Here is a 25,668-nt window from a genome sequence, read left to right as displayed (position 1 = left end):
AAAAAACAGGCAATTGCCTGTTTTTTTGTGCCTCATCTTTGTGTATAACATGAGGCACACAATGACTTAAAATTTGATTAAATATTGTAAGTCGTATGCTAAACAAGACTTTATTGGTCTTGTACATCGGTTAAATGATCAAGTTTCTTCTGGAAGTAATCACCTTGGAGTAAACGAGCTTCCACATTCCATGCATTTGCAAATGTGCCCATATCATTCAGGTTTGGCAGAATGAATTCAACATCTTGGATTTCTTTAAATAGCTCCAATTTCTCTTGAACTGTTTGTAAGCCTGAATCGTTGTTTAGCATTTCAGTGAAATGATCATCTAATCTAACGTATGAGATAGAAATATCTTTTAAGATGCTTTCAGATGATAGTCCATTGCCAAATCCGCGGATTGAAATTTGAGCGCCATGATCACGTAACATCTCAATAGATTTTTTCGCTTCAATTAAATTCTTCGAAATATCGTCTTCATCGAATTGTAAAATGAGGGGACATTCTTCGTGGCTACCGACAATGGTAATTAACTTGGATACCAAAGAGCATAATTGTCGATCATTTAAAAGCGTGTGACGGTTTAAGTTGATGATTAATTTGGCAGACGGATACTGAGTAATAAAATTATGTAATTGTTTACACGCTTCTACCATGATCCAACGATCCACTTTGATCGATAGTGCTTGATCTAGATCTAATTCTGAAAGGTTGCCGAGTTTAGTCCATTTATTTTCAAATATGACACCACTGGTGACTTCATAGGTATTTAAATTGGTATCTTGTTTGTCATAAAGCTGCTGATATTTTAATAAAATTTCACCTTTGTCTAAAGCTTTTTGAATTTGGCTTAAAACAGGTGATTCATTAAATATGACAGGTTCAACCAAACTTTGCGATTCAGCTTGAGTACCCATTGGCTCAAGTGAAAGTTTTGGTGACGTTGACTTTGCAATCACAGGTGTAACATCTGGAATAGAGGGTGTATCTAATTCATCTAAGCAAATATTTGTACTCAAAGTATTTTGAGGTAGACGAGTATTGTAAGCAGTTTCGATTAAATTGAAAAAGTTACCGTCATCCAGTTGTTGAAGATCAAAGAAGCTATACCCTAAACGAACGCTTTGTTGATAGGTTTGATCACCGATTTCAACCAATTGCGGTTTTTCAAGTGATGATAAGCCAGTTAAGCGTGATGTCAGAACTTCTTCAGACTCAGCCTGTAAAACAGTCGCATACAATGCAGTTTCTATTTTAAAAACTGTTGAGCTGGTCTGCTCTTTAATGAAATCTGAGAGTTTTTCAAAGTAATTTTTAAAGGTAAACCAATCAGAACTTAAAATACTGTCAGGACAACTTGATAAACTAAATATAACCAGTGCATTTGCATTGGCTGGTTGGTTCTTAATGAAACGCTGTATTTTTTGAATCACAGATTGGTTTTGACTCGGCTCAGCATGTGTAGAACTGATGGTTTGAGTCAAAATTTCTGTTTCAACGGTGATTTGTAAAGCGTCTTCTTCTTGAGCTGCTAAGAACTCGAGTTTCAAAGGATTACTGGAATGAGCATTCACATTCACTGTTTCAATTTCAAAACGACCGAATTCAAATTGACCTTGCGCGATTTTTTTAAAACGAGTCTTAAAATCGTTCACATTTTTAGGTTGAAGGATATCCAATATCGGCATACCGATAATGTCATCTTCATGGGCTAAACCGAAAAGTGTTAGATACTCTGCGTTCGCTTGAACATGGATGCCTTCCTGAATGACGGCAATCGCTTTATTTTTTTCAATCACAGACTCTTGTTTCTGGAGTTTAGCATTTTCTAAATCAGCAAGTAGGAAATGTTGTGATTGTAAGGCACGACTGAATGAAAGTGCTCGAACGGCACTAATGTAGAAGGCTTCATGATCATTGGTTTTCACAATGTCATAAATCCCTCTATGAATATAAGACTGATATTGTTCTTTGGAATAATTATCTCGTTCAAGCAAAAGAACTGGTGTATTCACTTCGGAGGTTGCTTGAATCAGCGCTAAAGCTTGTTCGATTCGAATATCATAGGCACGACCAAAGATAATCAAATCCCAAGTTTGATTGAGTTGTTTTTCAAAATTCTTAATGTCATCTAGCAATAATGTTTTAATTGAGTGACTATGTTTGTTAAATATAGCTTCAATTTCATTAAAGCGAATTTGATTATCATCAATGATCAGAATTCGCGTTTCTGAACGTTTGAGCTTTTTTGATAACAATAAATTTTTCACTTTAATGCTTCCCATACATCTTGCTGATTATTTGATAATAAAGATTGTTGCTGAATAAACTGATCAATTAAAGGTTGTTGCTCGTCATTGATCAGTTCAAAACCGAATTGTGCAAAGCTTTGTGTAATTGTAAGTGTTTTAATAAGATACACTTTAATGTCTTGATCGCCTAAGCGCAAATAAATTGCTTGCTGTTCTTTAAAGAAAGGTAGATTTGGTAAAATTAAAGAGCGTTCGTTTTTATTTAAATTTTGAACCTGTACCAGTAGGCAAGGATGGAAATTCGCATTGCTTCGGTCATTCAGTACTTTTACAGCACATGGATAAATATCTTGAGCTAAAATTTCTAAACCTAATTCAAAAGACTTATTCACCGATTGTTTAATCCAGCGAATGACCCCGCCTTTCCATTTATTTTGGAAATTTTCACTGACTAAGATAAATTCGCCCGTCCGTAAATTTTGAGGCGCTTCTTTATTGGACCAGCGAACGCGATAACCATTGATACTGATGTCCAAAACTTGGCTCTGATAGAGCTGCTTAGCTTGACGATCTAAGACTTGAACCTGTTTCTTCAGTGAAACATCTTGAACATTTGCAATTTTGGCATGAATATTAGATTCAGATTGCAGATCATAATGATGATTTAGCTGAAGCGTTTCATCGAAGTTTTTAGCTTTCGACAAATAAAAATGAGCAGCCAATAAACTAAAACACATGTGTAGTTGCGCTGAATATTCGTAGCGCTCATGTTGACGTTCAATGGTTGAACCCAGTACGTTTTGTACATGAAATTTTAAAGGCGCACTCAAATAGACTTTTTCATTTTTGGACAAATATTCATTGTCTTTTTGAATAGTAAGATTTATATGCTCAAGTAAGGTCTGTGTCGAAATAAAAAGATCGGGCTTGAAACTTTCATGTTGTTTACGATTATAGACTGGGGGATGGTCTTTAGTGCGATCAATAATATAACGTGATAACGAATTTTCTCGAGGAGCAATTTCTATCATCTGCGCCCAGTCAAAGCTACATTGATACAGAGCATAAATTTCAGATGGACGAATCTGATGTGTATTAAAAATTTCCAGTAATAAAACTTGAACATAAGCTTGTTGAATATTGCGAATAGCGTAATTTGTGCCTTGCAATTGATTAATATTAATCAGCAACTCTTGGTTTTTAAGCGCTAAGTCATACAGTGTATGTGTCATCAGCCACTGTTTGGACAGGGCAGAGCTGTACAGCATTTGCTGCTGAACCAATAACAGTCCCAACTGTTCAAGTGCATAGTATGTTGAAAGAATGCGCGCAGTTTTAAGATTCTTTTTTTCGGTAAATTTAAACAATGAAAATTTTTGTTGTTTTAGTTGTTGCTCACAACGCTGTGCAATATCAATGTAAATATCAGCAAAATAAGTTCTTAGACGTGTGGTCAATTCAATAATATGTTTACTACGATCTGAATGAAATAAGCCTTGATTGAGAAAGTTTTTTTCAAGGCTTACTAAGACATTTTCAATAATAGGATGGAGCGTCTGAATTAAATCAAATCTTAAAGTTTCAGAACAATTTAACTCAGCAATTTCATACAATGCTTTAAATACTGCTTCTGAAGTATCACCCAATTGCATAATTGAAAGTGAAGAAGCCCATTGTGAAAGTGCTTCAACATTCGCTTCAGAAAAACTCAATGTTTCTCTGGATAATACTGTGGGAAAATGAAAAATTTCAGAAATTTGTAATTGATTCATTGAATGAGTCTCTAAAATGTTGCAACTCCAAAAAGCGGTGTTTTATTTTTTTCTCCCGCAATTTCCCGAACGAGTTTCGGAACTAAATACCCTGGCAAACTTGCCAAAACTTCTTTGTAAATCTGATCAATGTCTTTAGCATTTAAATCAAAATGTTGTGCGCCTTTAACCTTGTCTAATACATGTAAATAATAGGGCATAACACGCGCCTCAAAAAGGCGATAGCTCAAATTAATTAAGGTTTTAGCAGAGTCATTCACGCCTTTAAGTATGACTGCTTGATTTAACACTAAAATATTGTGCTCGGTCAATAAACTGAGTTTTGAGCAGGTGAAATCATCAAGTTCAGCAGCATGATTCGAGTGTACCACTAGAATAACACGTAGCCTACTGTTTTTTAATAAGGTAATCAGCTCATCATCAATACGATTTGGAATCACAATTGGAACACGAGAATGTATTCTTAACGTTTGAATATGCGGAATAGATTCAAGTCTTTCAATCCATTGAGCCAGTTTGCGATTAGACAGGGTAAGTGGATCACCGCCACTCAATATCACTTCATTAATCGCAGTTTGATCTATTAGGTAGCGTTGAATACTTAACCAATCATCGGATTTTGGTAGATTGTCTTGGTAGGGAAAGTGGCGTCTAAAACAATAACGACAATGTACCGCACACGCACCCGTTAAGGTTAGTAAAAAACGGGAAGAATATTTATGCAGTACACCAGGAATATGATTCGCTGCTTCCTCATCTAAGGGATCAGTGACAAAATCAGGGTGCTCTTCTAATTCTAAATGATGGGGTAGAACTTGTAATAGTAGGGGATCAAATGGGTCAGCACGGTTCATTTTTTCGACGAACGCACGAGGAACACGTAATTTAAACTGTGCAGAGGCGAGTATTGCACCTGATAATAAATGTTCAGGTGAAAGCTGAAGCACTTCAAGCAACTCTAAAGGATCAGTAATTAAGTGACTGAGTTGAGATTGCCAGTTTTGCTCTTGATACAAATAGTTTATCATGCCACGTGTAAAAAATGATGCTAGTCTAGCATTAATAGATTTAAGTTAGTAAGTTTGGAGCGAGCCTTCCATGGCCAATTATTCTACAAATGACTTTAAGCAAGGTCTTAAAGTAATGCTTGACGGCAACCCATGTTCAATCATGGAAAATGAATATGTGAAACCTGGTAAGGGTCAAGCATTCAACCGTGTAAAATTACGTAACCTTAAAACGGGTAAAGTATTAGAAAAAACGTTCAAATCGAATGAAACACTTGAAGGTGCGGATATCGTTGAAGTTGAAATGGAATACCTTTACAACGACGGCGAACTTTGGAACTTCATGGATCCAGTTACTTTTGAGCAAATCACTGCTGATAAAACAGCAATGGGTGATGCTGCAAAATGGTTGAAAGACGATTCAAATGAAAAATGCACAATTATGCTATTCAATGGTGTTCCATTGTCTGTAAGTGCACCAAACTTTGTTGTTTTAAAAATCGTTGAAACTGATCCAGGTGTGCGTGGTGATACTTCTGGCGGTGGTGGTAAACCAGCGAAACTTGAAACAGGTGCTGTTGTACGTGTTCCATTGTTTGTTCAGCAAGAAGAAAGCGTTCGTGTAGATACTCGTACGGGTGACTATTTAGAGCGTGCATAATGGTTGATGTATAGACTATTATCGAAGGGGTGATGAAAATCATCCCTTTTTTTTATGCCAAAGTCTTAGATGAATGGGGTAATGAGAAGAGTAGAGTTGCAAGGGAATACAGAAGTCACGCTAAAGTATAAAAATTGAAGCTTCTGAATGCATTAAATATGAGGGTGTATTTATATGGAACATATAGAACCGAAGTTAACCATGACTTCGAAAATAATATGGTTAATGGTCGCCATCCTCGGCGCCGTTTCATTTGGTATTTTGGCTGTAAGTCGTGGTGAACACGTCAACGCAGTTTGGTTGGTACTTGCTGCCATCTGTGTATATAGCATTGCATACCGATTTTATAGTTTGTTTATCGCAAATAAAGTTTTTGAACTCAATGCCAGAAGACTGACGCCAGCACATCGCTTAGCAGATGGTTTGGATTATGTTCCGACCAACAAAAGCGTTTTGTTTGGGCATCATTTTGCCGCAATTGCAGGTGCAGGCCCATTGGTCGGTCCTATTCTTGCAGCGCAAATGGGTTATTTACCAGGAACAATATGGTTGCTCGTTGGTGTAGTGCTCGCAGGTGCTGTGCAAGATTTCTTGGTGTTGTTTATTTCAACGCGTCGCGATGGTCGATCGTTAGGTGAAATGGCAAAACAAGAACTGGGTTCTTTTGCAGGGATTATTGTCATGCTCGGTGCATTGGGGGTAATGATTATTATCCTTGCTGTACTGGCATTGGTGGTCGTGAAAGCACTAACGAATAGCCCATGGGGGGTGTTCAGTATTGCTGCAACGATTCCGATTGCCTTGTTTATGGGCGTATATATGCGTTACCTTCGCCCAGGTAAAATTGCAGAAGTTTCGATTATTGGTTTTGTATTGATGATGCTTGGCATTATCTATGGTGAAAATATTGCGCAACATCCATATTGGGGCCAATTATTCACACTTTCAGGGACTCAGCTGACTTGGGCCTTGATCATTTATGGTTTCATTGCGTCAGTTTTACCGGTTTGGTTGCTTTTAGCACCACGTGATTATCTTTCTACATTCTTAAAAATTGGTGTGATTGCCGGTCTAGCCATTGGTATTATTTTTGCCATGCCTGAACTTAAAATGCCGGCGATGACTCAATTTGTCGATGGTACAGGTCCTGTATTCTCAGGTTCAATATTCCCATTCTTATTTATTACCATTGCCTGTGGTGCGATTTCAGGTTTCCATGCTTTGGTTTCATCTGGAACAACGCCTAAGTTGGTCAACAACGAGAAAGACATTCGTGTGATTGGCTACGGTGGTATGTTGATGGAGTCTTTTGTAGCAATCATGGCCATGATCTGTGCAACGATTCTTGATCCAGGCGTTTATTTCGCGATCAACTCCCCAGCTGCGGTGATTGGTACAACAGTTGAGAGTGCATCCGAGGCAGTACGTAATTTAGGCTTTGTCGTTACACCAGAAGCTTTAACTTTACTTGCTCAAGAAGTCGGTGAAAGTACGATTCTCTCGCGTACTGGTGGTGCACCGACCTTTGCCATTGGTATGGCACACATCATTACAGAAGTATTCAACAGCCGTGAAATGATGGCATTCTGGTACCATTTTGCAATTCTATTCGAAGCATTATTTATTTTAACCGCAGTAGATGCGGGTACCCGTGCTTGTCGTTTCATGGTTCAAGATACTGTAGGTATCGTTGTTCCAGCGGTGAAAAACTCAAAATCATTTGTCGGTAACTTGATTGGTACCGCAGTTGCTGTAGCGGGTTGGGGCTTCTTTGTTTATCAAGGTGTGGTTGATCCATTGGGTGGTATCAACAGCTTATGGCCACTCTTCGGTATTGGTAACCAGATTCTTGCTGCTATGGCACTGATGCTGGGTACCGTGATTCTATTCAAAATGAAAAAGCAAAAATATGTTTGGGTCACCATTATCCCAACTGTTTTCTTATTCATTACTGCAATGACGGCGGGTTGGCAGAAGATTTTCCACGAAAATCCAAAAATTGGTTTCTTGGCACAAGCGGATCGCTTTAATACAGCAATTGCCAATAATGAGATTTTAAAACCTGCGAAAACCATTGCTGAAATGCAGACTGTCGCATTATCGAATCAAATTAATGCTGCATTGTGTGCGTTCTTTATGATCGTTGCATTTGTCATGTTATTTGCTGCGATTAAAGTGATTCGTAAAGCCTTGGCAAATCCAAATCCATCTGTCAACGAATCTGAAGCGATTTATACTGATGAAGTGCCAGTGGGAGAAAGCAAATGAGTTTAAAAGATCAAATTCGTCAAAAGCTTGCGCTAGGTAAGATCATCAAGTTCACAGTGTTGGCTCAGCCGAAGAAGTTTTTGATGTTGAATGGCATTAAAACCATTCAACTGATTTGGCAGCGTTTACAGCAAAGCTTTCGTTTGATGGTCGGTGTTCCTGATTATCAGACTTACCTTGAACATATGGCAAAGCATCATCCTGATTTAGAGGCAATGGACTCTAAAACCTTCTATCGTTACTGTGTCGATGCACGTTATCCAAGTGCAACAAATGGCATGAAAAAGTGTCCTTGTTGATCTAAATGGGCTTAAATAAAACGGTACTTCGGTGCCGTTTTTTATTTTTCGTGATTATTTAAGAATCTGTGACTGAACTAAATTGAGCAGTTTTTAAGTTCTGGTTTAAGAGCATAAAATGGGGTATTTAGAGAGTGAAAATAGAATTTTGAAATAATTTATGCCATGGGGAAAAAACTCATTCGTCATTTATGTGACAAGTTCTTTGATCATTTTCATCTATACTCGATTTCATAATAAGAATGGCTAAAATGGATTAAACATGAAAATTGGTATTTATGGTGCAGGCTCAATCGGGTGTTATCTCGGTGGCTGTTTAGCCAGTCAAGGTGTGAATGTACTTTTTCTATGCCGAGAAAATATGTATACATCACTGCAAAAAAAAGGATTAAAGCTCACCGATTATCAGGGCAGAGAAGATTATATTACTGCTGAAGATTTAAATTTAACGCTAAGCGCACAGGATTTATTAGGCGTAGACATTATTTTCGTTTGTGTCAAATCCGCGGCAACCGAGCAAGTTGCTGAAGAGCTCAGAGCTTTAGGTCTTTCGGAAAGATGTATCCTGATCAGTTTTCAAAATGGTGTAAGTAATGTTGGGATTCTAAAAAGCATCTTGCCAAACCATCAAATTTTGGAAGGGATGGTGCCTTTTAATGTATCGATTCAAGGCGAAGGGCATTTTCATCAAGGTAGCGAAGGTGCTTTATATGTAAAATCCTTTGCACAGCAAGATGGGTTAAAAGCTCAATTTGAACATACACAGCTTCCTATTGAGTTTTCTAGCGATATGCTCGCAGTGCAATGGGCGAAAGTGTTACTTAATTTAAATAATGCTGTGAATGCACTCTCAGGACAACCTTTGAAAAAGCAATTGTCAAATCGAGCATATCGACAATGCTTAGCGATGGCTCAAAAAGAAACCTTGAAATTACTTGAGCTTGCTAAAATTAAACCTGCACAGTTGACGGCTGTTCCTGCCCGAATTATTCCTGCAATTTTAAATCTTCCTAATTTCCTTTTTAACATCATTAGTCGGAAAATGCTGGCTATAGATCCACTAGCACGCTCCTCGATGCAAGATGATTTAAATGCAGGAAAACCCACTGAAATTGATTGGATAAATGGTGAAGTGATACGACTTGCTGATCAATTGGGTCAAACAGCACCGATCAATTCAAAACTGGTTGCTTTGATCAAAAAAGCTGAGCAACAACAGCATTACACAGCGATTGACAGCCAAGAGTTAAAACGGCATTTATTAGAGATTGAAGCATGAGCTGAATTCAATTTTTATAAATCTAGAAGCGCGGTATCTCATAATTCAAAATTTGATTAAATTTCTTATATTTTTCAATCTATCAGCAATGCTGCTATCAAATCTTTGAGTATTCTCAAAAAACGTGTATGTTTAATCGTGCACTGTTTTTTATTGGGGAATAAAACGTGATTTGGGGTATGAATAAGGCTCAGAAACAGCCTTTATCTGAAACAGATGATCAGCTTAAAGAAAAAATCACATTTTATGCGGATAAAATTGATCAGTTTTTGGATCAGATTAATCAAATCATTTTAGATAAAGATCATCAGACCAAATTAGCATTATGTTCTTTATTCTCAGGTGGGCATGTTTTATTTGAAGACTTACCCGGTCTGGGTAAAACCACGCTTTCGAGTGCACTGTCACATTTGGCTGGTTTGAAGTTTCAGCGGATTCAATTTACCAATGACATGCTTGCCAGTGACGTGATTGGGATCAATATGTTCAATCAAAAAGAACATCAATTTGAGTTTAAACAAGGACCTATTTTCACTCAAATTTTATTGGCAGATGAGATCAACCGTTGTAGCCCGAAGACGCAAAGTGCGTTGCTCGAAGCCATGGAGGAGGGGATTGTCACTGTGGATGGGGTTCGTTATTCATTACCACAACCATTTTGGGTGATTGCAACACAAAATCCGCTGTTTCAAAGTGGAACCTATGCGCTACCAGAATCACAGCTTGATCGTTTTCTGATGCGATTATCGCTTGGATATCCTTCAAGATATGCTGAAAAATTATTATTACAACAAAATACCCGACAAAGTCTAATTTCAACACTCAGTCCTATTTTTACTGAGCAAGATATTCTAGAGATTCAGCAGTTGTGTCAATCAGTGGCTGTTGGTGATTTGGTCCTTGATTATATTTTAGATTTAGCCAATGAAACCCGAAAAGGTCGTCATGGTTTATCCACGCGCGGTGTGCTTGCATTAAAGAAAGCGGCTCAAGCACATGCCCTCATTGAGAAAAGAAGCTTTGTCACGGTAGATGATATACAAGCGGTCTTTGTCGCTGTCAGCGCCCATCGAATTGGCTTGGGTGAGGTAGAGACCTTGCACTTAATGCAACGTGTCGATGTGCAAGGTTAAGCATGCTGAAGAAAAATTTTCGTCAGTGGATAAGCAAGCGCTTTCAGTTTGAAGATACCAAGCAGATCAAGCAAAAAGATGTCCTGATTTTTATCTATCAACAGGGCTATCTATATTTGGTGTTGATCTTGATCACCTTTATTGCAGGCGTGAACTACGCCAATAACTTGATCTTGGGCTTTTGCTTTTTAATCAGTGCGATCCTGTGTGTCAGTTTTTATCTGACTTTTAAACAATTACATGGTTTAGAGATTGAACTGGTCTACCCTGAAATTGGTCGAGTTGAGGATGCTTTAACCGTACAAGTTCAGTTGAAACAACGAACAGCTGTCACTAGATATCTCTATCTCAAAGTAAATGATCAATTGCATCCAATCTTGTTGAATGATCTAAGGCATACACTTCATTTGAGTTTTATTCCGCTTGTGCGTGGTCAATTCAGCCTGCCTGAAATTCAGCTATTCTCGACCTATCCCTTGGGGTTGGTTCGTGCTTGGACGTATTTTTTTAGCAAGAAAATTATATGGATTGCACCTTCAGCGAAGTATTCTCAATCTGAATCGCAATATGCTCAAACTACAGGTCAGCCTGATCACGATGAATTTCGAGAGCTTCGCAATTATCAATTGGGTGATTCTTTACAATCCATTTCATGGAAACAAGCGGCTAGGGGGCAAGGGCTTTATGTCAAACAGTTTGAGGATCATCATGACTTAAATGTGATCCAAATTGATTATGAAAAAATGCCAAGCTCCAATCATGAAGAAAAATTAAGTTTGATGATGGGACTGGTAGATAAGTGTGAGCGCATACAAGCCCAATATTCAGTTCAAGTCCAAGGCGTTGAATTGACTCAAGGGCTAGGCAGTCAGCAGTATTTAGAGGCTCAACGCATTTTGGCGCAGGTGAATTAAAATGAAAATAGCCCTGATGGTGCCGATTTTACTGAGTCTCGGTCTCATTCTGATTGCTCAAGTTGCATTTTCGCCACTTTATCTAAGTTTGGTCTTTGTGTTGATGATGTTGGCTTTATTTCTGCATTTTAAAAAGCAAAAACAAGATCCTGATGCTCAATTGTCAAAATGGCTGAAAATAGGATTGGTTGTCCTTGCTTTACTTGCCATTTACCTCTCCTATGGAAGCTTTATTGGCGTTGAAGCAGGTACAGCGGTCTTAGCAGTGTTTTTGTTTGGTAAATCACTTGAGTTGAAAAACAAACGTGATCTGATTATTTTCTTTAATTTTGCATTATTTGTCAGTGCCAGCTTATTCCTTTATAGCCAGTCGATTTGGATGGCGTTAATGGTGATTTGTTGTTTAGTCAGTTGTTTGTTTGGTTTATATCGCATTCAAACAACCGAGTTTAAACAAGCATCCCAACCAATATTTAAAGCAGCTCGACATGATATTGGACATGTTTTTAAATTTGTTGGCTTAGCCGTTCCATTTTTTATCATTCTTTTTTTATTCTTTCCTCGATTTCCACCACTGTGGCACGTACCGATTGCTTCTGACAAAGGTGTTACAGGAATCAGTGATCGGATGTCTCCTGGAGATATTGCGGAGCTCTCGCAATCGTCTGCTTTGGCATTTCGAATTATTGTCGATCTCAAGCAATTACCTGCACAACATGAGTTGTATTGGCGTGCGATGGTACTGGATGAATATGATGGGACAACATGGACGAGTCATATCACCAATCAATATCGGTACCAAATTCATCATCAAAACTTAGCTTCACAAGGAATTCAATATCAGTATTTGGCGGCAGATCAACGTCAAAAATGGGTCACAGGTTTAGAAAAAACCATTCCCTTAGAACGCCGTTTTAATTTGCATCAAGATTATTCAATTACGCCGAATCGTTTGGTACAACGTAATCAACCGATTTCATTACTGTGGGTTGGACAAGATTTTAATAATGTAAACCTTGAATTAAATGATACTCAAAAACAACTGTATACCGTCTATCCCAAAAATTTAGATCTTCAAGCGCAAGCTTTAGCAAAACGATTATTTATTCAAAGTCAGTCAGATCCGAGTCGCTATGTTGAAAATGTCATTCAGTGGTATCAACAACAGCAATTCAAATATAGCTTACAACCGGGGCGTTTAGGCAATCATCGCGTTGATGAATTTCTATTTAAAACCAAAGAAGGCTTTTGTGAGCACTATGCCTCAAGCTTTGTGTTGCTAATGCGTTATGTCGGCATTCCTGCGCGCGTAGTCGTGGGTTATCAAGGGGGACAAGCCGCTCCCGATGAACAGAGTTGGGAAGTCCGCCAGCTGGATGCTCATGCTTGGACAGAGGTGTTTTTAAATCAGCAATGGATACGGGTAGATCCGACCTCGATTATTGCACCACAGCGTTTAGATTTAGGCATGCAAAACTATCTGTCGAATGATCAACGTGCATTTGGAGATGAACAGTTTTCTCATTTCAAATATCAGCAGTTTTCAGCACTCAAACAACTTCGTATTTGGAGTGATTATGCAAGCTTCCAATGGCAGGACAAAGTCCTTGGTTTTGACTTAGAACGCCAAAAGAAATGGATGGGTTTATTGGGGCTAAACTCAAGCTATGCTTATGGTATTTTCATTATTGCTGGATTATTCACAATCGGGATCATTTACTATTTGACTTGGCGTTTTAAAACTTATCATCAGCAAACACGTATGAATCAGATTTTAAATCGATTCAGTCAAAAATTATCGGCTGATCAACACCTTCAAAAGGCAGAGAGTTTTAAAGCTTGGATGCTTAGATTAGCGAAAGAGATTGAACTGAATCAATTTAGTACTTCAGAGCTAAATTTTGATTTAAACACTGAGTTGCATATGCTGATCAATTTGCATCATGACATTGTCTATTTGAATCAAGACAGTAAAGAAAACTTAGATCAATTTGAGATATTGCTGAATAGTTATACAAATATACTGAAAAAGCACAAAAAAACTTGTCAAAAAAATCAAAACTGAATATGATCGCTCTCATTCTAGGTTTATAGCTCAGTTGGTTAGAGCGCTACGTTGACATCGTAGAGGTCACCAGTTCGAATCTGGTTAAACCTACCAAGATTAAGAAGTATATGTTATAAGGGTTTTAAGCGAAAACAGTAGCTTAAAGCCCTTTTTTTATGCCTGCTCTATGATGTGCTAAAATCAGCCTATACGGTTTAAATGGTGAATTAAGCCGATTTAGCCGTAAAATTTACGTCAAGATTACGTCAAGCATTTTGAGTTTTACGTCATGAAAATACCAAAGCCAAGAAAACGCGGTGAAGCTTTCTATATTGAGATTATGATCAATGGAAAACGCTCGTCTGCAACTCGTGACACAGCGAAAGAATGTGAGCAATGGGCAGCTCAAAAAATGCTTGAGGCTCGTGCAAATCAATTAGCTGAAGATCTGGGCGTAAAACAGCACTATCCGTTTAAAACCCTTTTTTATAAATATTATGACGAAGTTGGGAAAAAGCTTCGGGGTTCAATTTACGTCAAGCAACAGATTGGGCCATTCGAAGAAAAGTTTGGTGCACTGGCAGATATGTCGATTCACGATATTACACCCAAGCATTTAACAGCTTGGCGCAATAAACGATTAAAAGAGGTTGGTGCAAATACAGTACTGCGTGAAATTGCTTTATATAGTTCTGTTTTTAGTTATGCGGTTAAAGAATTATTTCTTCTTGAAAACAATCCATGGATGGGGATTAAAAAACCTGTTAAACCCAAAGCTCGAAATCGTCGAATACGTGATGATGAAATTCAGCAGTTGCTTGAATCTTTAAATTATAGAGAAGGGCAAACACCAACCGAGCCTGATCACTATGTTGCTTGGGCTTTCTTATTTGCGCTTGAGACAGCAATGCGTCGCGGTGAAATTCTCGGTATTCAAATGAAGGATATTCACGCTCGTCATGTCCATTTGCCGAAAACAAAAAATGGTGATGCTCGAAATGTGCCGTTGACTAAAAAGGCTTTAGAATTACTGGCGCTGATAGATCACGATGGGCCCAAACTCATTCCGCAAAATGAAAATGCTTTCCGATTGATGTGGGAGCGCAGAAAAGAGAAAGCAGGGCTTGCGGATATTAAATTCCACGACACACGTCATGAAGCTATCACCCGGTTCGTGAACAATCAAAAATTACCAGTTGAAGTTTTAGCGAAGGTGACAGGGCATAAGACAATCAAGGTTTTGGTGAATACTTATTACAACCCCGATGTTGATGATATTGCTGATATGTTGGATGCGTAAAAAAGAGAGCTAATTTGCTCTCTTTCTTCCTGCAGATTTCTTCTCTTTCTGGCCTAAAATCAACTCGGCTTCATTTGGTCTATATTTGCATTTACGACCAACACCTTTATTAATCGAAGCAAGCTTGGTTCTTACCGTGTCCTCACTGATCCCATATTTAACAGCAAGCTCTTGAGGTGTAACAAACTCAGGGCTAACATCCTTAATTGCTACGACTTTTGCACCATTGATATTTTCACCAATGAATATCTGCGGTGCATCGCCTGTGACAGTGATTTGGTATACACCCATCAACCCACCTCCAATCGTTCATTGGCTTTGATCTCGTCATCGGTGGCGTGTCGCACAAAGCAAGAAACCCAATTTTCATGGTTATCGTATCCGCCATGATATTTAATAACCGAATTTCCAACACAGGCATCAATTATGGGATCCCCAACCTCAAAAATCCCATGCTCTCGGCGGTATTGGAGCAAAGCATTGCTCAACGCTAATAGATTCTGCTGTGTTATTTGAAAAACCGCAGTTCCTTCTTTTTCTTCACAGTTATTTAGTGTGAATTTAAGATAATCATAATGCATCTTAGCCTTTTCATACCCACCCAAATTTTCAATCAAAATCTCGTAGGTCACATCTTTTCCTAAATCCCATGTAGTTTTCACGAAACCTCTCCCAAGCTCTCCACCACAGCTTCAGGCAACCCAAACACATCCTGAAAAGCCTTTTCAAACTCACCGTCTGCGATGAACTGGTCCAAGATGCTCACTTGCTTGTCGATGTCGGTTTCTTCAACATTCGTGCGTTGAATTTCAGTCATTTGACGGCTCCTGTTCTTCGATCATGGCTTCCGCGTCGTCAATAATTGCCATACACAATCCCTTGTAAATATCCATATCATTGATATCCAAAGCATTGTTGCAGGATTGATGAATTGACTGAATTAAGTCCTTCTCAACCAAAACAAACCCTTCTGCCACACTCGCTTTGGCTGCTTGCCATGTCTTGAATAACTCGGCATGTCTTGAGTTAACAGGCGTGTGATTGTTAAATATCACTACTTCACCATACTCACGCTTTATGTGTGAGCTGAAACCTTCCATTGATTTCTGAATATCCATCACGCCACCTCATAGAAGCGCTTAGCTTCATCAAAATCAGAAGTAATCAACTCAACTTCGCCCTTGTAGCAATGCACGATTTCACCGTATTTAAATGCTTGTTCCGCCTGCACTATGTTCTTACACTGATACATCGGCTCTTTAAACCAATTTTCGTTATAGAACATTTTCTTGATATGTTCTTTGCGTGTACCGTGCCATTGCTGTACTTGAATCAGATCGTCAAATGATTCGATCATGAACTTATTACCTTCCGCCTTCCACATAGCGCGATAACGCTCAATTGCACGTTCAGCGATTTCTTTTGACGCAGCAGGAGTTTGTTCGTGAGGACTATCACCCTCGGGGCGCATGCCTACACACCATAATTTTTTAGATCCCATCACGCCACCTTTCCTAAATTCACATCCATCGGACTCACCAAATAAACTTTGAATTCTTCATATAATTTTTGGCAATTTGCATTACCGCTTAAGTCTTTGCCGATCAGCACATAATCTTGTTTAGTGCCTTTGCCTTTGAATGTTGCACCACCATCGGGTAGGTCATTCTTTTTATAACCAAGAAGGGCAAGCCAAATTTTGAAAGCCAATAAGTGCCGTTGTTTAATTTTGAACATTTGGTACCTCAGCTTTAAATTTTTCAGCCAAATCATGCATGAGCAGGTTGCCTGATCCTGTTTGATACCAGACCCCAAGCTCGCCATTTAATTTGAATCTCAAGATTTCATGTTGCTCGGTTTTAGTGAAAACATCAGCACCCTGATCAACAAGCCAGTTTGAGAATTCATCCAAACGAATAACTGAAAGAGCTGTTCTAGCTTTGTATGCTCGACCACTTGGATAGCGTCTACGCAACAATTCCCAGTCGTTTAGAGGTTTGATTGAAATTCTAGTCATGCGACAACTCCTTTTTTATCTAAGAGTTCAGCAAGCTCTAACTGCGCAACGCGAGCCTTAGCAATCATCTGGTTTTCTTTCTTTGCATCGCGTTCAAATCGAAGCGTTGTTACTCTTAAAGCCATGTCAATATGAGCAACCTCATGGAGATTCTCATCTTCCATTCCAATCAACTCGTATGGCGTATCCACAAGGCAATAAGCCAATTCAGCTTGATTTCTATCCCACAAGTGCATATAAGCAAGTAGTTGCCACTCATAGCCTTTTTTCCCACCAAGTCGTAGACAGTAGGGGTGCGTAGCTTTAGACCAAGATGATTTGATATCAATAATCAGGCTACTATCAACATCATCAATATCGCATTCACCCGTGATCAAATCTGAACTCTTACGCTCTGTATTTTTCACATATGAAGTAAAGTTGAATTTGTTGTAAAGGTCGATAGAATCCTGCTCAACATCACGACCTTTTTGCAGAGTTCTAAAATCGAAATCCTCATCCCACTCTAAAGCGACTTGCGAAGCTAAGTTTTCAAGGTATGTGTAAGCACCAACACCCAATTTATCGGATTCAGGGTTAGCCATGATCTTACTGATTGAAGATGCTCTAATTAATTTCATGCGCCAAACTCCTGATTCATTTGATCTATTTGAGATTGAGTTAAGGCATAATCATTGAACAATTTGTTCGGATCATATTTGCCGTCACGAACCTGTTGCATGGCTTTTTCGAAACGATCTTGGGTTAATGGCTCTTTAATTGGCTGAGCATTTGGAATATCTTTTCGTATGCGAAGACAAGCAACCGTTTCACCCGCCACACGAGTAGATGTCTCGTAAACCGTGAACGATTTACCCGCCCAGTCTTCAAGATACGGACCATACATCTTCTCAATGGTCTTGCAATTGGTGCGATTAAGGATCATGGGCTTGGCATTTGTGAGTTGAGCTACAGTGCATTCCTCTTTTTTCCCACCATCGCCAATGACTATTTCACGACCTACAGACTTAATCGTCACAGTCATATCTTGACCATTTACCAAGCAATACACGCCCAAATACTTAGGATTAACGAGTTGCTTCCAATGCGTTCTATTTTGTACTGGTGCATTCATATTCTTTTCCTTAAGCTGCTATTCTTTTAAATTCTTCGACTTTCTGTTCTTCAAAAAACTCATTGAGCTTTTCATTTAAAGCCTTGCACTGACTCTCAGTTAAGAAGAAAGGCTGACCCTCAACTGCTAATACATCATCAACATTCTCGACTCGAGCAATGCTGAGACCATCAACTTCCAACTTGTCAAAATTAAATTCATGATCGTTTTGCGGATCACTTGTGTTGTTCCAAAACGAATAACCTTGAGTCTCGTTCGCTTCAACTACCACTGAAATGCTCGCAACTGTTTTTCCGTGAACAACTCGCACCAAATCAAAATAAACCTGAGTGCCTTGGATCACAAAGTCACTGTCAACTGATAGCTCAGGAAACACCGCACCGCATTGCTCTGAAAATTTAGGGATTGCGTTCATTGGTTAGCCTCCGCACGCACCTGAGCTTGATTCTGCTCTTTGATCAAAGCCTCGTTATCCGATTTGATAAACATTGCATAGACAGCGAAGCAGATAAGAATGCCCATAACTAAAAGGGCACATAGATTGCCGAACCAACCCGAATGAACCACGGTATTTTCCGCAGTAGGGTGCTGGTAAAGACGGGGAGTCGTTTGACTCTTTGGATGTATTTGGTTCATAATTACCTCGTGTTGTGAAAAGCCCTTTAGATTTGCCGTCGGAGGGCTTTTTGTTTGTCTGTGAGGTAAATATAGAATATTCTATTTAAGTAATCAATAGAAATTTCTATATTTATAGATATTATTCTATTATTGTCTATTAAATAACTGAGAAATATAGAAAAAATTTTAATAAAAATTAACAATCGAATTGTTCAGACGTAAAAAAACCTGCTTTTAGCAGGTTTCTCTATATATATTTATCCAGCTCTATAGAATTGCCGACCAATAACTCTAAAACTTAAACCATTGTCTTCAGTCACGATGCGATCTCTATATCTATTATTAAGGCTGTGTAATATCAACTTACCGCCTTGCTCTTTGAAAATCTGCTTCAGCATCGCTTCCCCTTCAAAGTAAACAGCATAGAACTCACCATCCCTAATTTCCGTATCAGATATGTCAATCGCAAACACATCCTCATTGCATACGTAAGGCTCTTGTGAGTCTCCTGTAGCTTTTACTAACCTAGCATTCAAAGGCTTAACGTTATGCTTCTTAAAAACCGATCCTGGTATTTCACGCTTATCAAGCACATCCTCAAAATGAAACTCAATCGACTCCCCACTACCACACGAAAAACGAATATTCACTAAATCAATCCAGATTCTCTCCTGGTCATCACTTTGCGAATCTACCTGAGCAACAGTAGAGTTTTCAAGTATTTTTTTTACTTCCAAATCAATATCTTTATTATTTTTGCCTGTACGAATCCAATATGGATCCACGTTTAGCACTTTAGCGATTTCTGCAAGCTTAGCAGAACCGCTTTTATCATTTTTCTCTAAATAGTTATATGACGGTTGCTTCATACCTACAGCTTCAGCAACTTGCTGCTGAGAAAGTCCAGCCTTGATGCGAGCCTCTCTAAGCCTTTCTGACTGAGTTGTCATACCAATAATTTCCGTGAATAGCATATATAGCCCTTTCTATAATATATAAAAACGTCATTTGTCACAAAAGGCTAAAAATAGACATAAATAGATATTTCTATAAAACACCATTGACTATAAATAGAATATTCTATAAATTATAAGAATAACTACTGGAGGTGTTTATGTCACTTAATCCGATTCAAGAAGTAGTTGAGTTCTTCGGAAGTCAAAGTAAAACCGCTTTAGCCTTAAAGATCACTCAACCAACAGTCAATCACATGGTCTCTACTGGAACTGTGTCAACCGAAGTTGCTCTAAAAATCCAGAAAGAAACCAACAACAAATTTTTAGCCATCAATCTAAGACCGAGCCTAAAAAACTCATTTTCTGAAATCCGAGTGGCTTAGGAGATCCTATGAACAAATTATCGGTCGAGCTGTCTGCAAGCGCCAGAAATAGCGTATCGCGGATATTGCAAGCTCTGAACTCGGGCAATCAAAGCAAGATTGCAGAGCAATTAGGGCTTGATCCAAGCTCTATTACACGCATGAAAAATGATAAGAAAAGCAACGGATTAACAGAAATTGAGAACTGTTGCGCTTTATTGCATGCACTTGGATATAAGCCAGTTCCAACAAATTACAGAATGATTCGTGAAGAAAAACTTGAGGCGCTTTTTGTGATGTCAAAGGCGTGGATGAGTCGCATGGACTCTGTAGATGATCTATTTCAAGACGACATTGTTGATTTTGGGATGGATGTAGAACTTGGCTACAGAGAAAAAGAAAAAGCCTGATCTCGTACATCAGGCTTCTGCTCAATTATCAGTGAGATACCAATTATGAACATGCCAATTTTAACACAGTTTCAAAATGCAGAGCAATCAATCGTTATTGACGGTGCTGTTATTCATCGAGATCAATATGGTCGCTACTGCTTGAATGATTTACACAAAGCGAGTGGCGGGGCAGATAAGCATGCACCATTTCGATTTATTAGAAATGATCAAACACAAGCTTTGATAGGTGAGCTAAACCGATCACCAAATATGGTGAACGCTTTTATCGATACAGGAATTCCTGTAGCGCCAGTTGAGGTGATTCGAGGCGGATTAAACCAGGGCACATACGTTGTTAAGCAAATTGTTTATGCGTATGCAATGTGGATCAGTGCCAATTTTCACTTAAAGGTAATTAACACTTTTGATGCATTGGTTACTCAAAAGCAAATATCAACACCACATGACTATCTTTCAGCATTAAAAGCTTTGGTTGAGTCTGAAGAGCAAAAGCAAGCTGTCATTCAACAACTCGAAATCCAAGCCCCGAAAGTCGCATTTGTAGATAAATATGTGGCAGGCAATGGCAATAAAACATTCCGCCAAGTTGCAAAGCTTTTGCAGATCAAAGAAAACGCTTTCCGTGATTTTCTTGAATCAAACCGAATTATGTACAAGCTCAATGGCGAGTGGACTGCATACCAAAATCATGTTGATGCAAAACGCTTTTTTGTGAAAACAGGCGTTAGCGAATCAGGTCACGCGTTCAACCATGCTCTATTCACACCAAAAGGTGTTGAGTGGATTGCGGGCGAACTTGCTAAAGCAAAGGTTCGTGAGGTGGCGGCATGACAGCTCTCAAAAAACCACAAGACAATATTGTCCAATTCAAAGATGGAGCGAAAATGTCACCTGACAAATTCGTCAAAGGCTTTGTTATGTCGAGCCAGTTGTATCGCAAAGAAGTTTATCCATTTCTTAGTGATGCAGGTCGCCATGTTTATTTTGAACTTGAAAACAGGCTCAATGGCTTTCAAAAAAGCTCAGATTATGTGAGCTACAGTCAACTTCAAGGCAATTCGGAGCTTGAGGGTGCAAGAGTTATGTCAAGAATGACTGTTGCAAAAGGCATCAAAGAATTAGCTGATCATGGTGTGATAACCATTCTTTCGACACACCGAAAACTTGGTAATAAATATCAAATTAATGAAGTGTCATTACTCGGTAAGCAGTACACAAAGAATACTAGTACAGCTAGTGAACTAGTACACGTAGTAGACCGCACTAGTACACGTAGTAGACCACAGGTAGTACACGTAGTAGACACACAAAAGAAAGATTTAAATATATCTTCTAAAGAAACACACACACAAGAAAACTCAGCCCAAAAACTCGAAGATGATTCTTGGAAACCAAACCTTGATCTTCTGACTTCAATCTTGAGAACAACAAAACATTCTCAACGAGTATCTGAAATCTTGGGAATGGTTGATTTTGAATTCCACCTTGGCAACTTCAATGCTCACTGGGAAGACAAGATCACACTTACTGAAAACCAAAGAACACGAAAGTTTGTTTCTTGGATCACTCAAGAGTTTGAGAAGTCGCAAAGAGTCAGCAAAGCAAAACCTGTAACACCATCTCGCAACGTCAACGACCAATGGGGTGAAGTTCAGCAATACGCACCTGCAACCGATATCGATTGTGAGGGCATGATATGAACGCACATGCATTTTCAATTGAATTACAGCAAGCAACAGAAATTTGCTCTATCCACAAAACCGCAAAAGTTAAATTAGGCGGTCACACTCACTGCAAACAATGCTCAATCGATTTGGTAGCGAAAGGGCAAGTGGAACATGAACACGCTGTGAACAAAATGGTTCGTGACAAACACTTTGCAGGAGCTCAATTACCAAGTCGTCATGCAAATAGTGGATTTGGTAATTACCTGGTGCAGAACAACGGTCAAAAAAACGCTAAAGCTCAATGCATGTCATTTGCTAAAGATTTCCTGAACAACACAAATCGCAATCTAATCATGGTTGGTCGTACAGGAACAGGCAAAACCCATCTTTCGTGTGCTGTGGCTTTAAACGTCTTAAACAAACGCAAATATGCTCGCTACGTCACTTCTGAAGATATGGCTAATGAGATTGCTAATGCGTGGACAAAAGCCGATGACAGCGAAGCTAATGCGATCTATCGCTACACAGATTTGGACTTATTAATTCTTGATGAGTACGGATTGCATGACCGTCATGAAAACCGATTGCAGTTGGTCCACAAAGTTTTATACGCACGGTATGACGAGAACAAGCCAACGATGCTGATTTCGAATTTGACTGTTGGTGAGCTTGAAAAGGATCTAGGGGATCGTTTGTGGTCACGCTTTCAACACGATGGATTGACATTGGTTGAGTGTAATTGGGCGGATCAACGGAAAGATGGCGCGGTTAAGGGAGAAGTGGTGTGAACGCATTCAGCAAGATACTTCAAAGTTCAATACCGACCGTGGCTTCAGACTTTGTAATTAGCAGCTATGGCGGTGGCACAAATTCAACAGCGCTGCTGATCGAGTGCGTAAAGCGCGGCATTCGAATCGATATGATTTTGTTTGCTGATACCGGCGCTGAAAAGCCGCACACATACGCATACCTTGATTATTTCTCAAAATGGCTTGTGTCGAAAGGTTATCCAGCGATTCGAGTTGTTAGAGCCCCGACAAAGTCACTGGAACAGGACTGCTTTGACCGTAAAGCTTTGCCAAGCGTTGCTTATGGTTTTAAGACATGCAGTCAGCGTTTCAAGGTTCAGCCACAAGATAAGTTTTTAAATAATAGTGTGATTGTGGGGGGCGACTTGTGAAGTTGATCGGGTTTGATGCTGATGAGCCACAGCGAGCGAATAAAACTTACGACGATAAGTACACACGCATGTATCCGTTGATCGATTGGAACATGGGTCGTGATGAGTGTGTTCAAACGATTGAGGATGAAGGCTTGGCTTTGCCAGGTAAGTCTGCTTGCTACTTCTGTCCGAATTCTAAAGTTTCAGAAATTAAGTGGCTTGAACATGCTCATCCAGATTTGCTGCAGAAAGCTTTAGCAATGGAAGCTCAGGCGGATCTGACTGATATCGCGGGATTGGGTCGTAACTTTAGCTGGAAATCTATTCATCAACAACAAGACGCATTCATGGATCACTTTGTTCCTGATATGCCGTGTGATTGCTATGAAGGGGAAGTGGCATGAAAGACGAAAACGATAATAAGACGGTGGGTGCTCGTGTTAGTCAAATTGCTGTATTCGAAAGAACTGTATCAGTACTTAAAGCTATTCAACAAACACCAGTTGCAAGTACTTCGGAAATTAGAGAACGAGCATTAAGTGGGATGAGCTTAAGGGCAACACAGCGTTATTTAAAGGGCTTGGAAGACGCTGGATATCTCAGCCGTAAGTTTTCTCAATTTCACGATTCCAGATTCTTTTTAACAGATAAAGCAAAACAATTATTCGGAGTTCAGGGATGAAAACAGCATTAGAAATTAGACAAGCAATGATTCAGATCGCAGAGAAAAGAAATCGCCCGCATTACACGGCTATGGTTGTTCGCGATGTGATTTATGCGATTCAAAACGATGTAGATCATCCACTTAAATCAGAAGTATTGGCCGAGGGTGTTCAAGTGGCAAGTATTGCAAGACCTAAAACTAATCTTGAGTTGATTAAAGAATTTTGTTCAGTACGTGGCATATCAAAATTTGTAGCAAAACATGCAGGCATATCTGAGAGCTATTTAGTAGCGATTCTAAAACAAGAGCGTGCTTTGACGAGTGATGTGTATCAAAAAATCAAATCAGCTTTTAGTCGAGCTGAGACTGAGTTTGCTAACACCAAGGCTAAGAAGAAAGAAACTCACGGCACAACGAATTGCTACAAGAATGGTTGTCGATGTGTCGAATGTCAGTCTGCTATGCAAGAAGAGCATCAATACAAGTTGCGTCAAATCGCTAAAAAATACGTGGGAGCTACAGCATGACAACTCATTACATTGAACAGCTTGGCGTGGCGAAGTGCACCGAACTAAAAGCAGGTGATTTGATCGTTTCTGAGTTTTATAAAAATGATCCTGATCTACGAGGTGTTTGTACCGTGAAAAAGGTTACTGGGGGTTATTTGACGATTGTTTCGCAAGAGGGAAATCAATACAGGGTGATTAGAAAAAACTGGTTTTTGATGGATGATCGCACCGACTCATGCACCGACATTCGCAATCATTTAAGTCCAAATACAGTGGTGCTCGAAAACAATTTACAAGAGCAATTTCAAGAAGCGAATGAAGCAGGGGAAGGACGATGAGTGATTGCAAGCAAAAGTATATCGAGTGGTCATCTGAATGTGGCGAGTATTGTGGCGAGTATGAGGATGGGTTGTTGGTGGGTCGGTTTGTCGGTACTGAAGCCAGAACTGAGTTTGGTGGATGGGAGGCATGTTGGAACGCTCGTCAAGAGGAAATCGATCAGCTTAAAGAAATGAATCAACGATACATCGGCAAGTTGCAAGAACAGCAAGACATGATTGCTGAACTCAAGACGGAAAAGGCGGGGCTGGAGAGGCAATTGCATGATGTTCAAGCGTATTTAGAGTCAACCTGCGGTGATGATTTGGTGTCTGAGATTAATCGCGTGATACATGGGGTGACTGGTGAGCGAGGTGAGCATGAATAATCAAACTCTTTTCGCATTATTCACAGGAATCAACATTAAGAAAAGTAGAGCACTGCACAAGTCGTGGTGCTCAATGAATCGATCTCAAAGTGAATACAGCACTCATCTCAATTGTGAATGTCGAGACACCAATGACTAACCGCCTGACCGCGACACAGGCCCGCAAACTTCTCGGTGTGGGTAAGCCTATACCGAGGCGTAAAAAGCCGAAATACGGCAATTCAAGCGCCATTGCCGATGATTTAAAGTTTGATTCTCGGAAAGAAGCAAGACGCTACAGAGAATTGAAGATTTTGGAGCAAAAAGGCGAGATTCAAGACCTGCAAACTCAATATGCATTTGTACTGGCTGAGAGTGTGAAATTTAGTAATGAACCGAGACGTAAACCCGCAGTGAAGTATTTAGCAGATTTCGTCTACATCAAAGATGGTCAGAAGATTGTCGAAGATGTGAAGAGTGAAGCAACAAAGAAATTGGCTGTATATCGAATGAAAAAGCACTTGATGTTGAGTGTGCATGGTTTGGAAATTAGAGAGATTTAAGGGGAA

34 protein-coding genes and 1 tRNA gene are annotated in these 25,668 nt (G+C 39.3%); 21 read left to right on the top strand and 14 right to left on the bottom strand.

Annotated features, from left to right (window positions below):
• Positions 1-110 precede the first annotated feature (110 nt).
• Genes AC5YD2_RS09995 through epmB form a run of 3 tightly spaced genes read right to left on the bottom strand, consistent with a single transcriptional unit; the run spans position 111 to position 5,052 of the window.
• Positions 111-2,285 (bottom strand): EAL domain-containing protein, encoded by a 2,175-nt coding sequence (locus AC5YD2_RS09995; RefSeq protein WP_496126193.1) that lies wholly within the window; start codon positions 2,283-2,285, stop codon positions 111-113.
• On the bottom strand, positions 2,267-4,024 hold the full coding sequence (locus tag AC5YD2_RS09990) for a cyclic-di-GMP receptor FimW-related protein (RefSeq protein ID WP_496126192.1): 1,758 nt from the start codon (positions 4,022-4,024) through the stop codon (positions 2,267-2,269). The genes AC5YD2_RS09995 and AC5YD2_RS09990 overlap by 19 nt, the downstream gene beginning before the upstream one ends.
• An 11-nt stretch (positions 4,025-4,035) precedes the next feature.
• The gene (gene epmB / locus AC5YD2_RS09985) at positions 4,036-5,052 is read right to left on the bottom strand and encodes an EF-P beta-lysylation protein EpmB (RefSeq protein WP_496126191.1); all 1,017 of its coding nucleotides are present in this window, start codon (positions 5,050-5,052) and stop codon (positions 4,036-4,038) included.
• A gap of 70 nt (positions 5,053-5,122) precedes the next feature.
• Here epmB and efp point away from each other — a divergent pair, with 70 nt between their 5' ends.
• From efp to AC5YD2_RS09940, 9 genes are all read left to right on the top strand, one after another.
• A complete protein-coding gene (gene efp, locus AC5YD2_RS09980; RefSeq protein ID WP_496126190.1) occupies positions 5,123-5,692 on the top strand; it encodes an elongation factor P in 570 nt (189 codons plus the stop codon).
• Positions 5,693-5,866: 174 nt separating this feature from the next.
• On the top strand, positions 5,867-7,960 hold the full coding sequence (locus tag AC5YD2_RS09975) for a carbon starvation CstA family protein (RefSeq protein WP_496126189.1): 2,094 nt from the start codon (positions 5,867-5,869) through the stop codon (positions 7,958-7,960).
• Positions 7,957-8,259 (top strand): YbdD/YjiX family protein, encoded by a 303-nt coding sequence (locus AC5YD2_RS09970; protein ID WP_496126188.1) that lies wholly within the window; start codon positions 7,957-7,959, stop codon positions 8,257-8,259. The genes AC5YD2_RS09975 and AC5YD2_RS09970 overlap by 4 nt, the downstream gene beginning before the upstream one ends.
• A 262-nt stretch (positions 8,260-8,521) precedes the next feature.
• Positions 8,522-9,538 (top strand): 2-dehydropantoate 2-reductase, encoded by a 1,017-nt coding sequence (locus tag AC5YD2_RS09965; protein WP_496126187.1) that lies wholly within the window; start codon positions 8,522-8,524, stop codon positions 9,536-9,538.
• 167 nt (positions 9,539-9,705) lie between these two features.
• A complete protein-coding gene (locus AC5YD2_RS09960; protein WP_496126186.1) occupies positions 9,706-10,671 on the top strand; it encodes an AAA family ATPase in 966 nt (321 codons plus the stop codon).
• A gap of 2 nt (positions 10,672-10,673) precedes the next feature.
• The gene (locus AC5YD2_RS09955) at positions 10,674-11,585 is read left to right on the top strand and encodes a DUF58 domain-containing protein (protein ID WP_496126185.1); all 912 of its coding nucleotides are present in this window, start codon (positions 10,674-10,676) and stop codon (positions 11,583-11,585) included.
• A gap of 1 nt (position 11,586) precedes the next feature.
• Entirely contained in the window at positions 11,587-13,650 is a 2,064-nt protein-coding gene (locus tag AC5YD2_RS09950; protein WP_496126184.1) for a transglutaminase TgpA family protein, read from the top strand.
• A gap of 19 nt (positions 13,651-13,669) precedes the next feature.
• A tRNA-Val gene (locus tag AC5YD2_RS09945) sits at positions 13,670-13,746 on the top strand.
• A 175-nt stretch (positions 13,747-13,921) separates the two neighbouring features.
• On the top strand, positions 13,922-14,932 hold the full coding sequence (locus AC5YD2_RS09940) for a tyrosine-type recombinase/integrase (protein ID WP_496126183.1): 1,011 nt from the start codon (positions 13,922-13,924) through the stop codon (positions 14,930-14,932).
• Between the two features lie 9 nt (positions 14,933-14,941).
• Here AC5YD2_RS09940 and AC5YD2_RS09935 read toward each other — a convergent pair whose 3' ends face one another.
• The 11 genes from AC5YD2_RS09935 to AC5YD2_RS09885 all read right to left on the bottom strand — a co-directional run bounded on the left by AC5YD2_RS09935 (position 14,942) and on the right by AC5YD2_RS09885 (position 19,631).
• Positions 14,942-15,223 carry a hypothetical protein gene (locus tag AC5YD2_RS09935; RefSeq protein WP_496126198.1) on the bottom strand — a complete coding sequence of 94 codons (282 nt, stop codon included), beginning with the start codon at positions 15,221-15,223 and terminating at the stop codon, positions 14,942-14,944.
• A complete protein-coding gene (locus AC5YD2_RS09930) occupies positions 15,223-15,594 on the bottom strand; it encodes a hypothetical protein (protein ID WP_496126182.1) in 372 nt (123 codons plus the stop codon). Before AC5YD2_RS09930 ends, AC5YD2_RS09935 begins: the two co-directional genes overlap by 1 nt.
• A complete protein-coding gene (locus AC5YD2_RS09925; protein ID WP_496126181.1) occupies positions 15,591-15,749 on the bottom strand; it encodes a hypothetical protein in 159 nt (52 codons plus the stop codon). Before AC5YD2_RS09925 ends, AC5YD2_RS09930 begins: the two co-directional genes overlap by 4 nt.
• The gene (locus AC5YD2_RS09920) at positions 15,742-16,050 is read right to left on the bottom strand and encodes a hypothetical protein (RefSeq protein ID WP_496126180.1); all 309 of its coding nucleotides are present in this window, start codon (positions 16,048-16,050) and stop codon (positions 15,742-15,744) included. Before AC5YD2_RS09920 ends, AC5YD2_RS09925 begins: the two co-directional genes overlap by 8 nt.
• Entirely contained in the window at positions 16,050-16,433 is a 384-nt protein-coding gene (locus tag AC5YD2_RS09915; protein ID WP_496126179.1) for a hypothetical protein, read from the bottom strand. Before AC5YD2_RS09915 ends, AC5YD2_RS09920 begins: the two co-directional genes overlap by 1 nt.
• On the bottom strand, positions 16,433-16,669 hold the full coding sequence (locus AC5YD2_RS09910) for a hypothetical protein (RefSeq protein WP_496126178.1): 237 nt from the start codon (positions 16,667-16,669) through the stop codon (positions 16,433-16,435). The genes AC5YD2_RS09915 and AC5YD2_RS09910 overlap by 1 nt, the downstream gene beginning before the upstream one ends.
• A complete protein-coding gene (locus AC5YD2_RS09905) occupies positions 16,656-16,949 on the bottom strand; it encodes a hypothetical protein (protein WP_496126177.1) in 294 nt (97 codons plus the stop codon). Before AC5YD2_RS09905 ends, AC5YD2_RS09910 begins: the two co-directional genes overlap by 14 nt.
• Positions 16,946-17,569, bottom strand: a complete 624-nt coding sequence (locus AC5YD2_RS09900; protein ID WP_496126176.1) for a hypothetical protein — start codon at positions 17,567-17,569, stop codon at positions 16,946-16,948. The genes AC5YD2_RS09905 and AC5YD2_RS09900 overlap by 4 nt, the downstream gene beginning before the upstream one ends.
• Entirely contained in the window at positions 17,566-18,063 is a 498-nt protein-coding gene (locus AC5YD2_RS09895) for a hypothetical protein (RefSeq protein WP_496126175.1), read from the bottom strand. The genes AC5YD2_RS09900 and AC5YD2_RS09895 overlap by 4 nt, the downstream gene beginning before the upstream one ends.
• Positions 18,064-18,073: 10 nt before the next feature.
• A complete protein-coding gene (locus tag AC5YD2_RS09890) occupies positions 18,074-18,478 on the bottom strand; it encodes a hypothetical protein (protein ID WP_496126174.1) in 405 nt (134 codons plus the stop codon).
• A gap of 460 nt (positions 18,479-18,938) precedes the next feature.
• Entirely contained in the window at positions 18,939-19,631 is a 693-nt protein-coding gene (locus AC5YD2_RS09885) for an XRE family transcriptional regulator (protein WP_496126173.1), read from the bottom strand.
• 164 nt (positions 19,632-19,795) lie between these two features.
• Between AC5YD2_RS09885 and AC5YD2_RS09880 the strand changes: the two genes are divergently transcribed.
• From AC5YD2_RS09880 to AC5YD2_RS09825, 12 genes are all read left to right on the top strand, one after another.
• Complete coding sequence (locus tag AC5YD2_RS09880; RefSeq protein WP_496126172.1) at positions 19,796-20,020, top strand: YdaS family helix-turn-helix protein; 225 nt, start codon at positions 19,796-19,798, stop codon at positions 20,018-20,020.
• An 8-nt stretch (positions 20,021-20,028) separates the two neighbouring features.
• Positions 20,029-20,409, top strand: coding sequence for a transcriptional regulator (locus AC5YD2_RS09875; RefSeq protein ID WP_496126171.1), 381 nt, complete (start codon positions 20,029-20,031; stop codon positions 20,407-20,409).
• A gap of 45 nt (positions 20,410-20,454) precedes the next feature.
• Entirely contained in the window at positions 20,455-21,243 is a 789-nt protein-coding gene (locus AC5YD2_RS09870; protein WP_496126170.1) for a phage antirepressor KilAC domain-containing protein, read from the top strand.
• On the top strand, positions 21,240-22,112 hold the full coding sequence (locus tag AC5YD2_RS09865) for a hypothetical protein (RefSeq protein ID WP_496126169.1): 873 nt from the start codon (positions 21,240-21,242) through the stop codon (positions 22,110-22,112). The genes AC5YD2_RS09870 and AC5YD2_RS09865 overlap by 4 nt, the downstream gene beginning before the upstream one ends.
• Complete coding sequence (locus tag AC5YD2_RS09860; protein WP_496126168.1) at positions 22,109-22,867, top strand: ATP-binding protein; 759 nt, start codon at positions 22,109-22,111, stop codon at positions 22,865-22,867. Before AC5YD2_RS09865 ends, AC5YD2_RS09860 begins: the two co-directional genes overlap by 4 nt.
• Positions 22,864-23,259, top strand: a complete 396-nt coding sequence (locus tag AC5YD2_RS09855; RefSeq protein WP_496126167.1) for a hypothetical protein — start codon at positions 22,864-22,866, stop codon at positions 23,257-23,259. Before AC5YD2_RS09860 ends, AC5YD2_RS09855 begins: the two co-directional genes overlap by 4 nt.
• A complete protein-coding gene (locus AC5YD2_RS09850) occupies positions 23,256-23,645 on the top strand; it encodes a hypothetical protein (protein WP_496126166.1) in 390 nt (129 codons plus the stop codon). Before AC5YD2_RS09855 ends, AC5YD2_RS09850 begins: the two co-directional genes overlap by 4 nt.
• Positions 23,642-23,923, top strand: a complete 282-nt coding sequence (locus AC5YD2_RS09845; RefSeq protein ID WP_496126165.1) for a winged helix-turn-helix domain-containing protein — start codon at positions 23,642-23,644, stop codon at positions 23,921-23,923. The genes AC5YD2_RS09850 and AC5YD2_RS09845 overlap by 4 nt, the downstream gene beginning before the upstream one ends.
• A complete protein-coding gene (locus tag AC5YD2_RS09840) occupies positions 23,920-24,432 on the top strand; it encodes a hypothetical protein (RefSeq protein ID WP_496126164.1) in 513 nt (170 codons plus the stop codon). Before AC5YD2_RS09845 ends, AC5YD2_RS09840 begins: the two co-directional genes overlap by 4 nt.
• Entirely contained in the window at positions 24,429-24,752 is a 324-nt protein-coding gene (locus tag AC5YD2_RS09835) for a hypothetical protein (protein WP_496126163.1), read from the top strand. The genes AC5YD2_RS09840 and AC5YD2_RS09835 overlap by 4 nt, the downstream gene beginning before the upstream one ends.
• Positions 24,749-25,120: a hypothetical protein gene (locus AC5YD2_RS09830; RefSeq protein ID WP_496126162.1), complete on the top strand. Its 372-nt coding sequence runs from the start codon at positions 24,749-24,751 to the stop codon at positions 25,118-25,120. Before AC5YD2_RS09835 ends, AC5YD2_RS09830 begins: the two co-directional genes overlap by 4 nt.
• Positions 25,121-25,251: 131 nt before the next feature.
• On the top strand, positions 25,252-25,662 hold the full coding sequence (locus AC5YD2_RS09825) for a DUF1064 domain-containing protein (RefSeq protein WP_496126161.1): 411 nt from the start codon (positions 25,252-25,254) through the stop codon (positions 25,660-25,662).
• The last annotated feature ends 6 nt before the right edge of the window (positions 25,663-25,668 follow it).

The sequence above is a fragment of the Acinetobacter sp. CY73 genome (assembly GCF_059515865.1).
Note: the sequence above shows the minus strand (reverse complement) of the source record. Positions and strands in the feature narration are given on the sequence as shown.

Coding starts and splice junctions, on each gene's coding strand:
- efp (WP_496126190.1), top strand. CDS start 5,123: ATGGCCAATTATTCTACAAATGACTTTAAGCAAGGTCTTAAAGTAATG.
- AC5YD2_RS09870 (WP_496126170.1), top strand. CDS start 20,455: ATGAACATGCCAATTTTAACACAGTTTCAAAATGCAGAGCAATCAATC.
- AC5YD2_RS09905 (WP_496126177.1), bottom strand. CDS start 16,949: ATGACTAGAATTTCAATCAAACCTCTAAACGACTGGGAATTGTTGCGT.
- AC5YD2_RS09860 (WP_496126168.1), top strand. CDS start 22,109: ATGAACGCACATGCATTTTCAATTGAATTACAGCAAGCAACAGAAATT.
- AC5YD2_RS09895 (WP_496126175.1), bottom strand. CDS start 18,063: ATGAATGCACCAGTACAAAATAGAACGCATTGGAAGCAACTCGTTAAT.
- AC5YD2_RS09950 (WP_496126184.1), top strand. CDS start 11,587: ATGAAAATAGCCCTGATGGTGCCGATTTTACTGAGTCTCGGTCTCATT.
- AC5YD2_RS09970 (WP_496126188.1), top strand. CDS start 7,957: ATGAGTTTAAAAGATCAAATTCGTCAAAAGCTTGCGCTAGGTAAGATC.
- AC5YD2_RS09845 (WP_496126165.1), top strand. CDS start 23,642: ATGAAAGACGAAAACGATAATAAGACGGTGGGTGCTCGTGTTAGTCAA.
- AC5YD2_RS09865 (WP_496126169.1), top strand. CDS start 21,240: ATGACAGCTCTCAAAAAACCACAAGACAATATTGTCCAATTCAAAGAT.
- AC5YD2_RS09830 (WP_496126162.1), top strand. CDS start 24,749: ATGAGTGATTGCAAGCAAAAGTATATCGAGTGGTCATCTGAATGTGGC.
- AC5YD2_RS09875 (WP_496126171.1), top strand. CDS start 20,029: ATGAACAAATTATCGGTCGAGCTGTCTGCAAGCGCCAGAAATAGCGTA.
- AC5YD2_RS09900 (WP_496126176.1), bottom strand. CDS start 17,569: ATGAAATTAATTAGAGCATCTTCAATCAGTAAGATCATGGCTAACCCT.
- AC5YD2_RS09920 (WP_496126180.1), bottom strand. CDS start 16,050: ATGGATATTCAGAAATCAATGGAAGGTTTCAGCTCACACATAAAGCGT.
- AC5YD2_RS09935 (WP_496126198.1), bottom strand. CDS start 15,223: ATGGGTGTATACCAAATCACTGTCACAGGCGATGCACCGCAGATATTC.
- AC5YD2_RS09975 (WP_496126189.1), top strand. CDS start 5,867: ATGGAACATATAGAACCGAAGTTAACCATGACTTCGAAAATAATATGG.
- AC5YD2_RS09925 (WP_496126181.1), bottom strand. CDS start 15,749: ATGACTGAAATTCAACGCACGAATGTTGAAGAAACCGACATCGACAAG.
- AC5YD2_RS09880 (WP_496126172.1), top strand. CDS start 19,796: ATGTCACTTAATCCGATTCAAGAAGTAGTTGAGTTCTTCGGAAGTCAA.
- AC5YD2_RS09955 (WP_496126185.1), top strand. CDS start 10,674: ATGCTGAAGAAAAATTTTCGTCAGTGGATAAGCAAGCGCTTTCAGTTT.
- AC5YD2_RS09840 (WP_496126164.1), top strand. CDS start 23,920: ATGAAAACAGCATTAGAAATTAGACAAGCAATGATTCAGATCGCAGAG.
- AC5YD2_RS09825 (WP_496126161.1), top strand. CDS start 25,252: ATGACTAACCGCCTGACCGCGACACAGGCCCGCAAACTTCTCGGTGTG.
- AC5YD2_RS09835 (WP_496126163.1), top strand. CDS start 24,429: ATGACAACTCATTACATTGAACAGCTTGGCGTGGCGAAGTGCACCGAA.
- AC5YD2_RS09965 (WP_496126187.1), top strand. CDS start 8,522: ATGAAAATTGGTATTTATGGTGCAGGCTCAATCGGGTGTTATCTCGGT.
- AC5YD2_RS09910 (WP_496126178.1), bottom strand. CDS start 16,669: ATGTTCAAAATTAAACAACGGCACTTATTGGCTTTCAAAATTTGGCTT.
- AC5YD2_RS09990 (WP_496126192.1), bottom strand. CDS start 4,024: ATGAATCAATTACAAATTTCTGAAATTTTTCATTTTCCCACAGTATTA.
- epmB (WP_496126191.1), bottom strand. CDS start 5,052: ATGATAAACTATTTGTATCAAGAGCAAAACTGGCAATCTCAACTCAGT.
- AC5YD2_RS09890 (WP_496126174.1), bottom strand. CDS start 18,478: ATGAACGCAATCCCTAAATTTTCAGAGCAATGCGGTGCGGTGTTTCCT.
- AC5YD2_RS09995 (WP_496126193.1), bottom strand. CDS start 2,285: ATGGGAAGCATTAAAGTGAAAAATTTATTGTTATCAAAAAAGCTCAAA.
- AC5YD2_RS09915 (WP_496126179.1), bottom strand. CDS start 16,433: ATGGGATCTAAAAAATTATGGTGTGTAGGCATGCGCCCCGAGGGTGAT.
- AC5YD2_RS09885 (WP_496126173.1), bottom strand. CDS start 19,631: ATGACAACTCAGTCAGAAAGGCTTAGAGAGGCTCGCATCAAGGCTGGA.
- AC5YD2_RS09940 (WP_496126183.1), top strand. CDS start 13,922: ATGAAAATACCAAAGCCAAGAAAACGCGGTGAAGCTTTCTATATTGAG.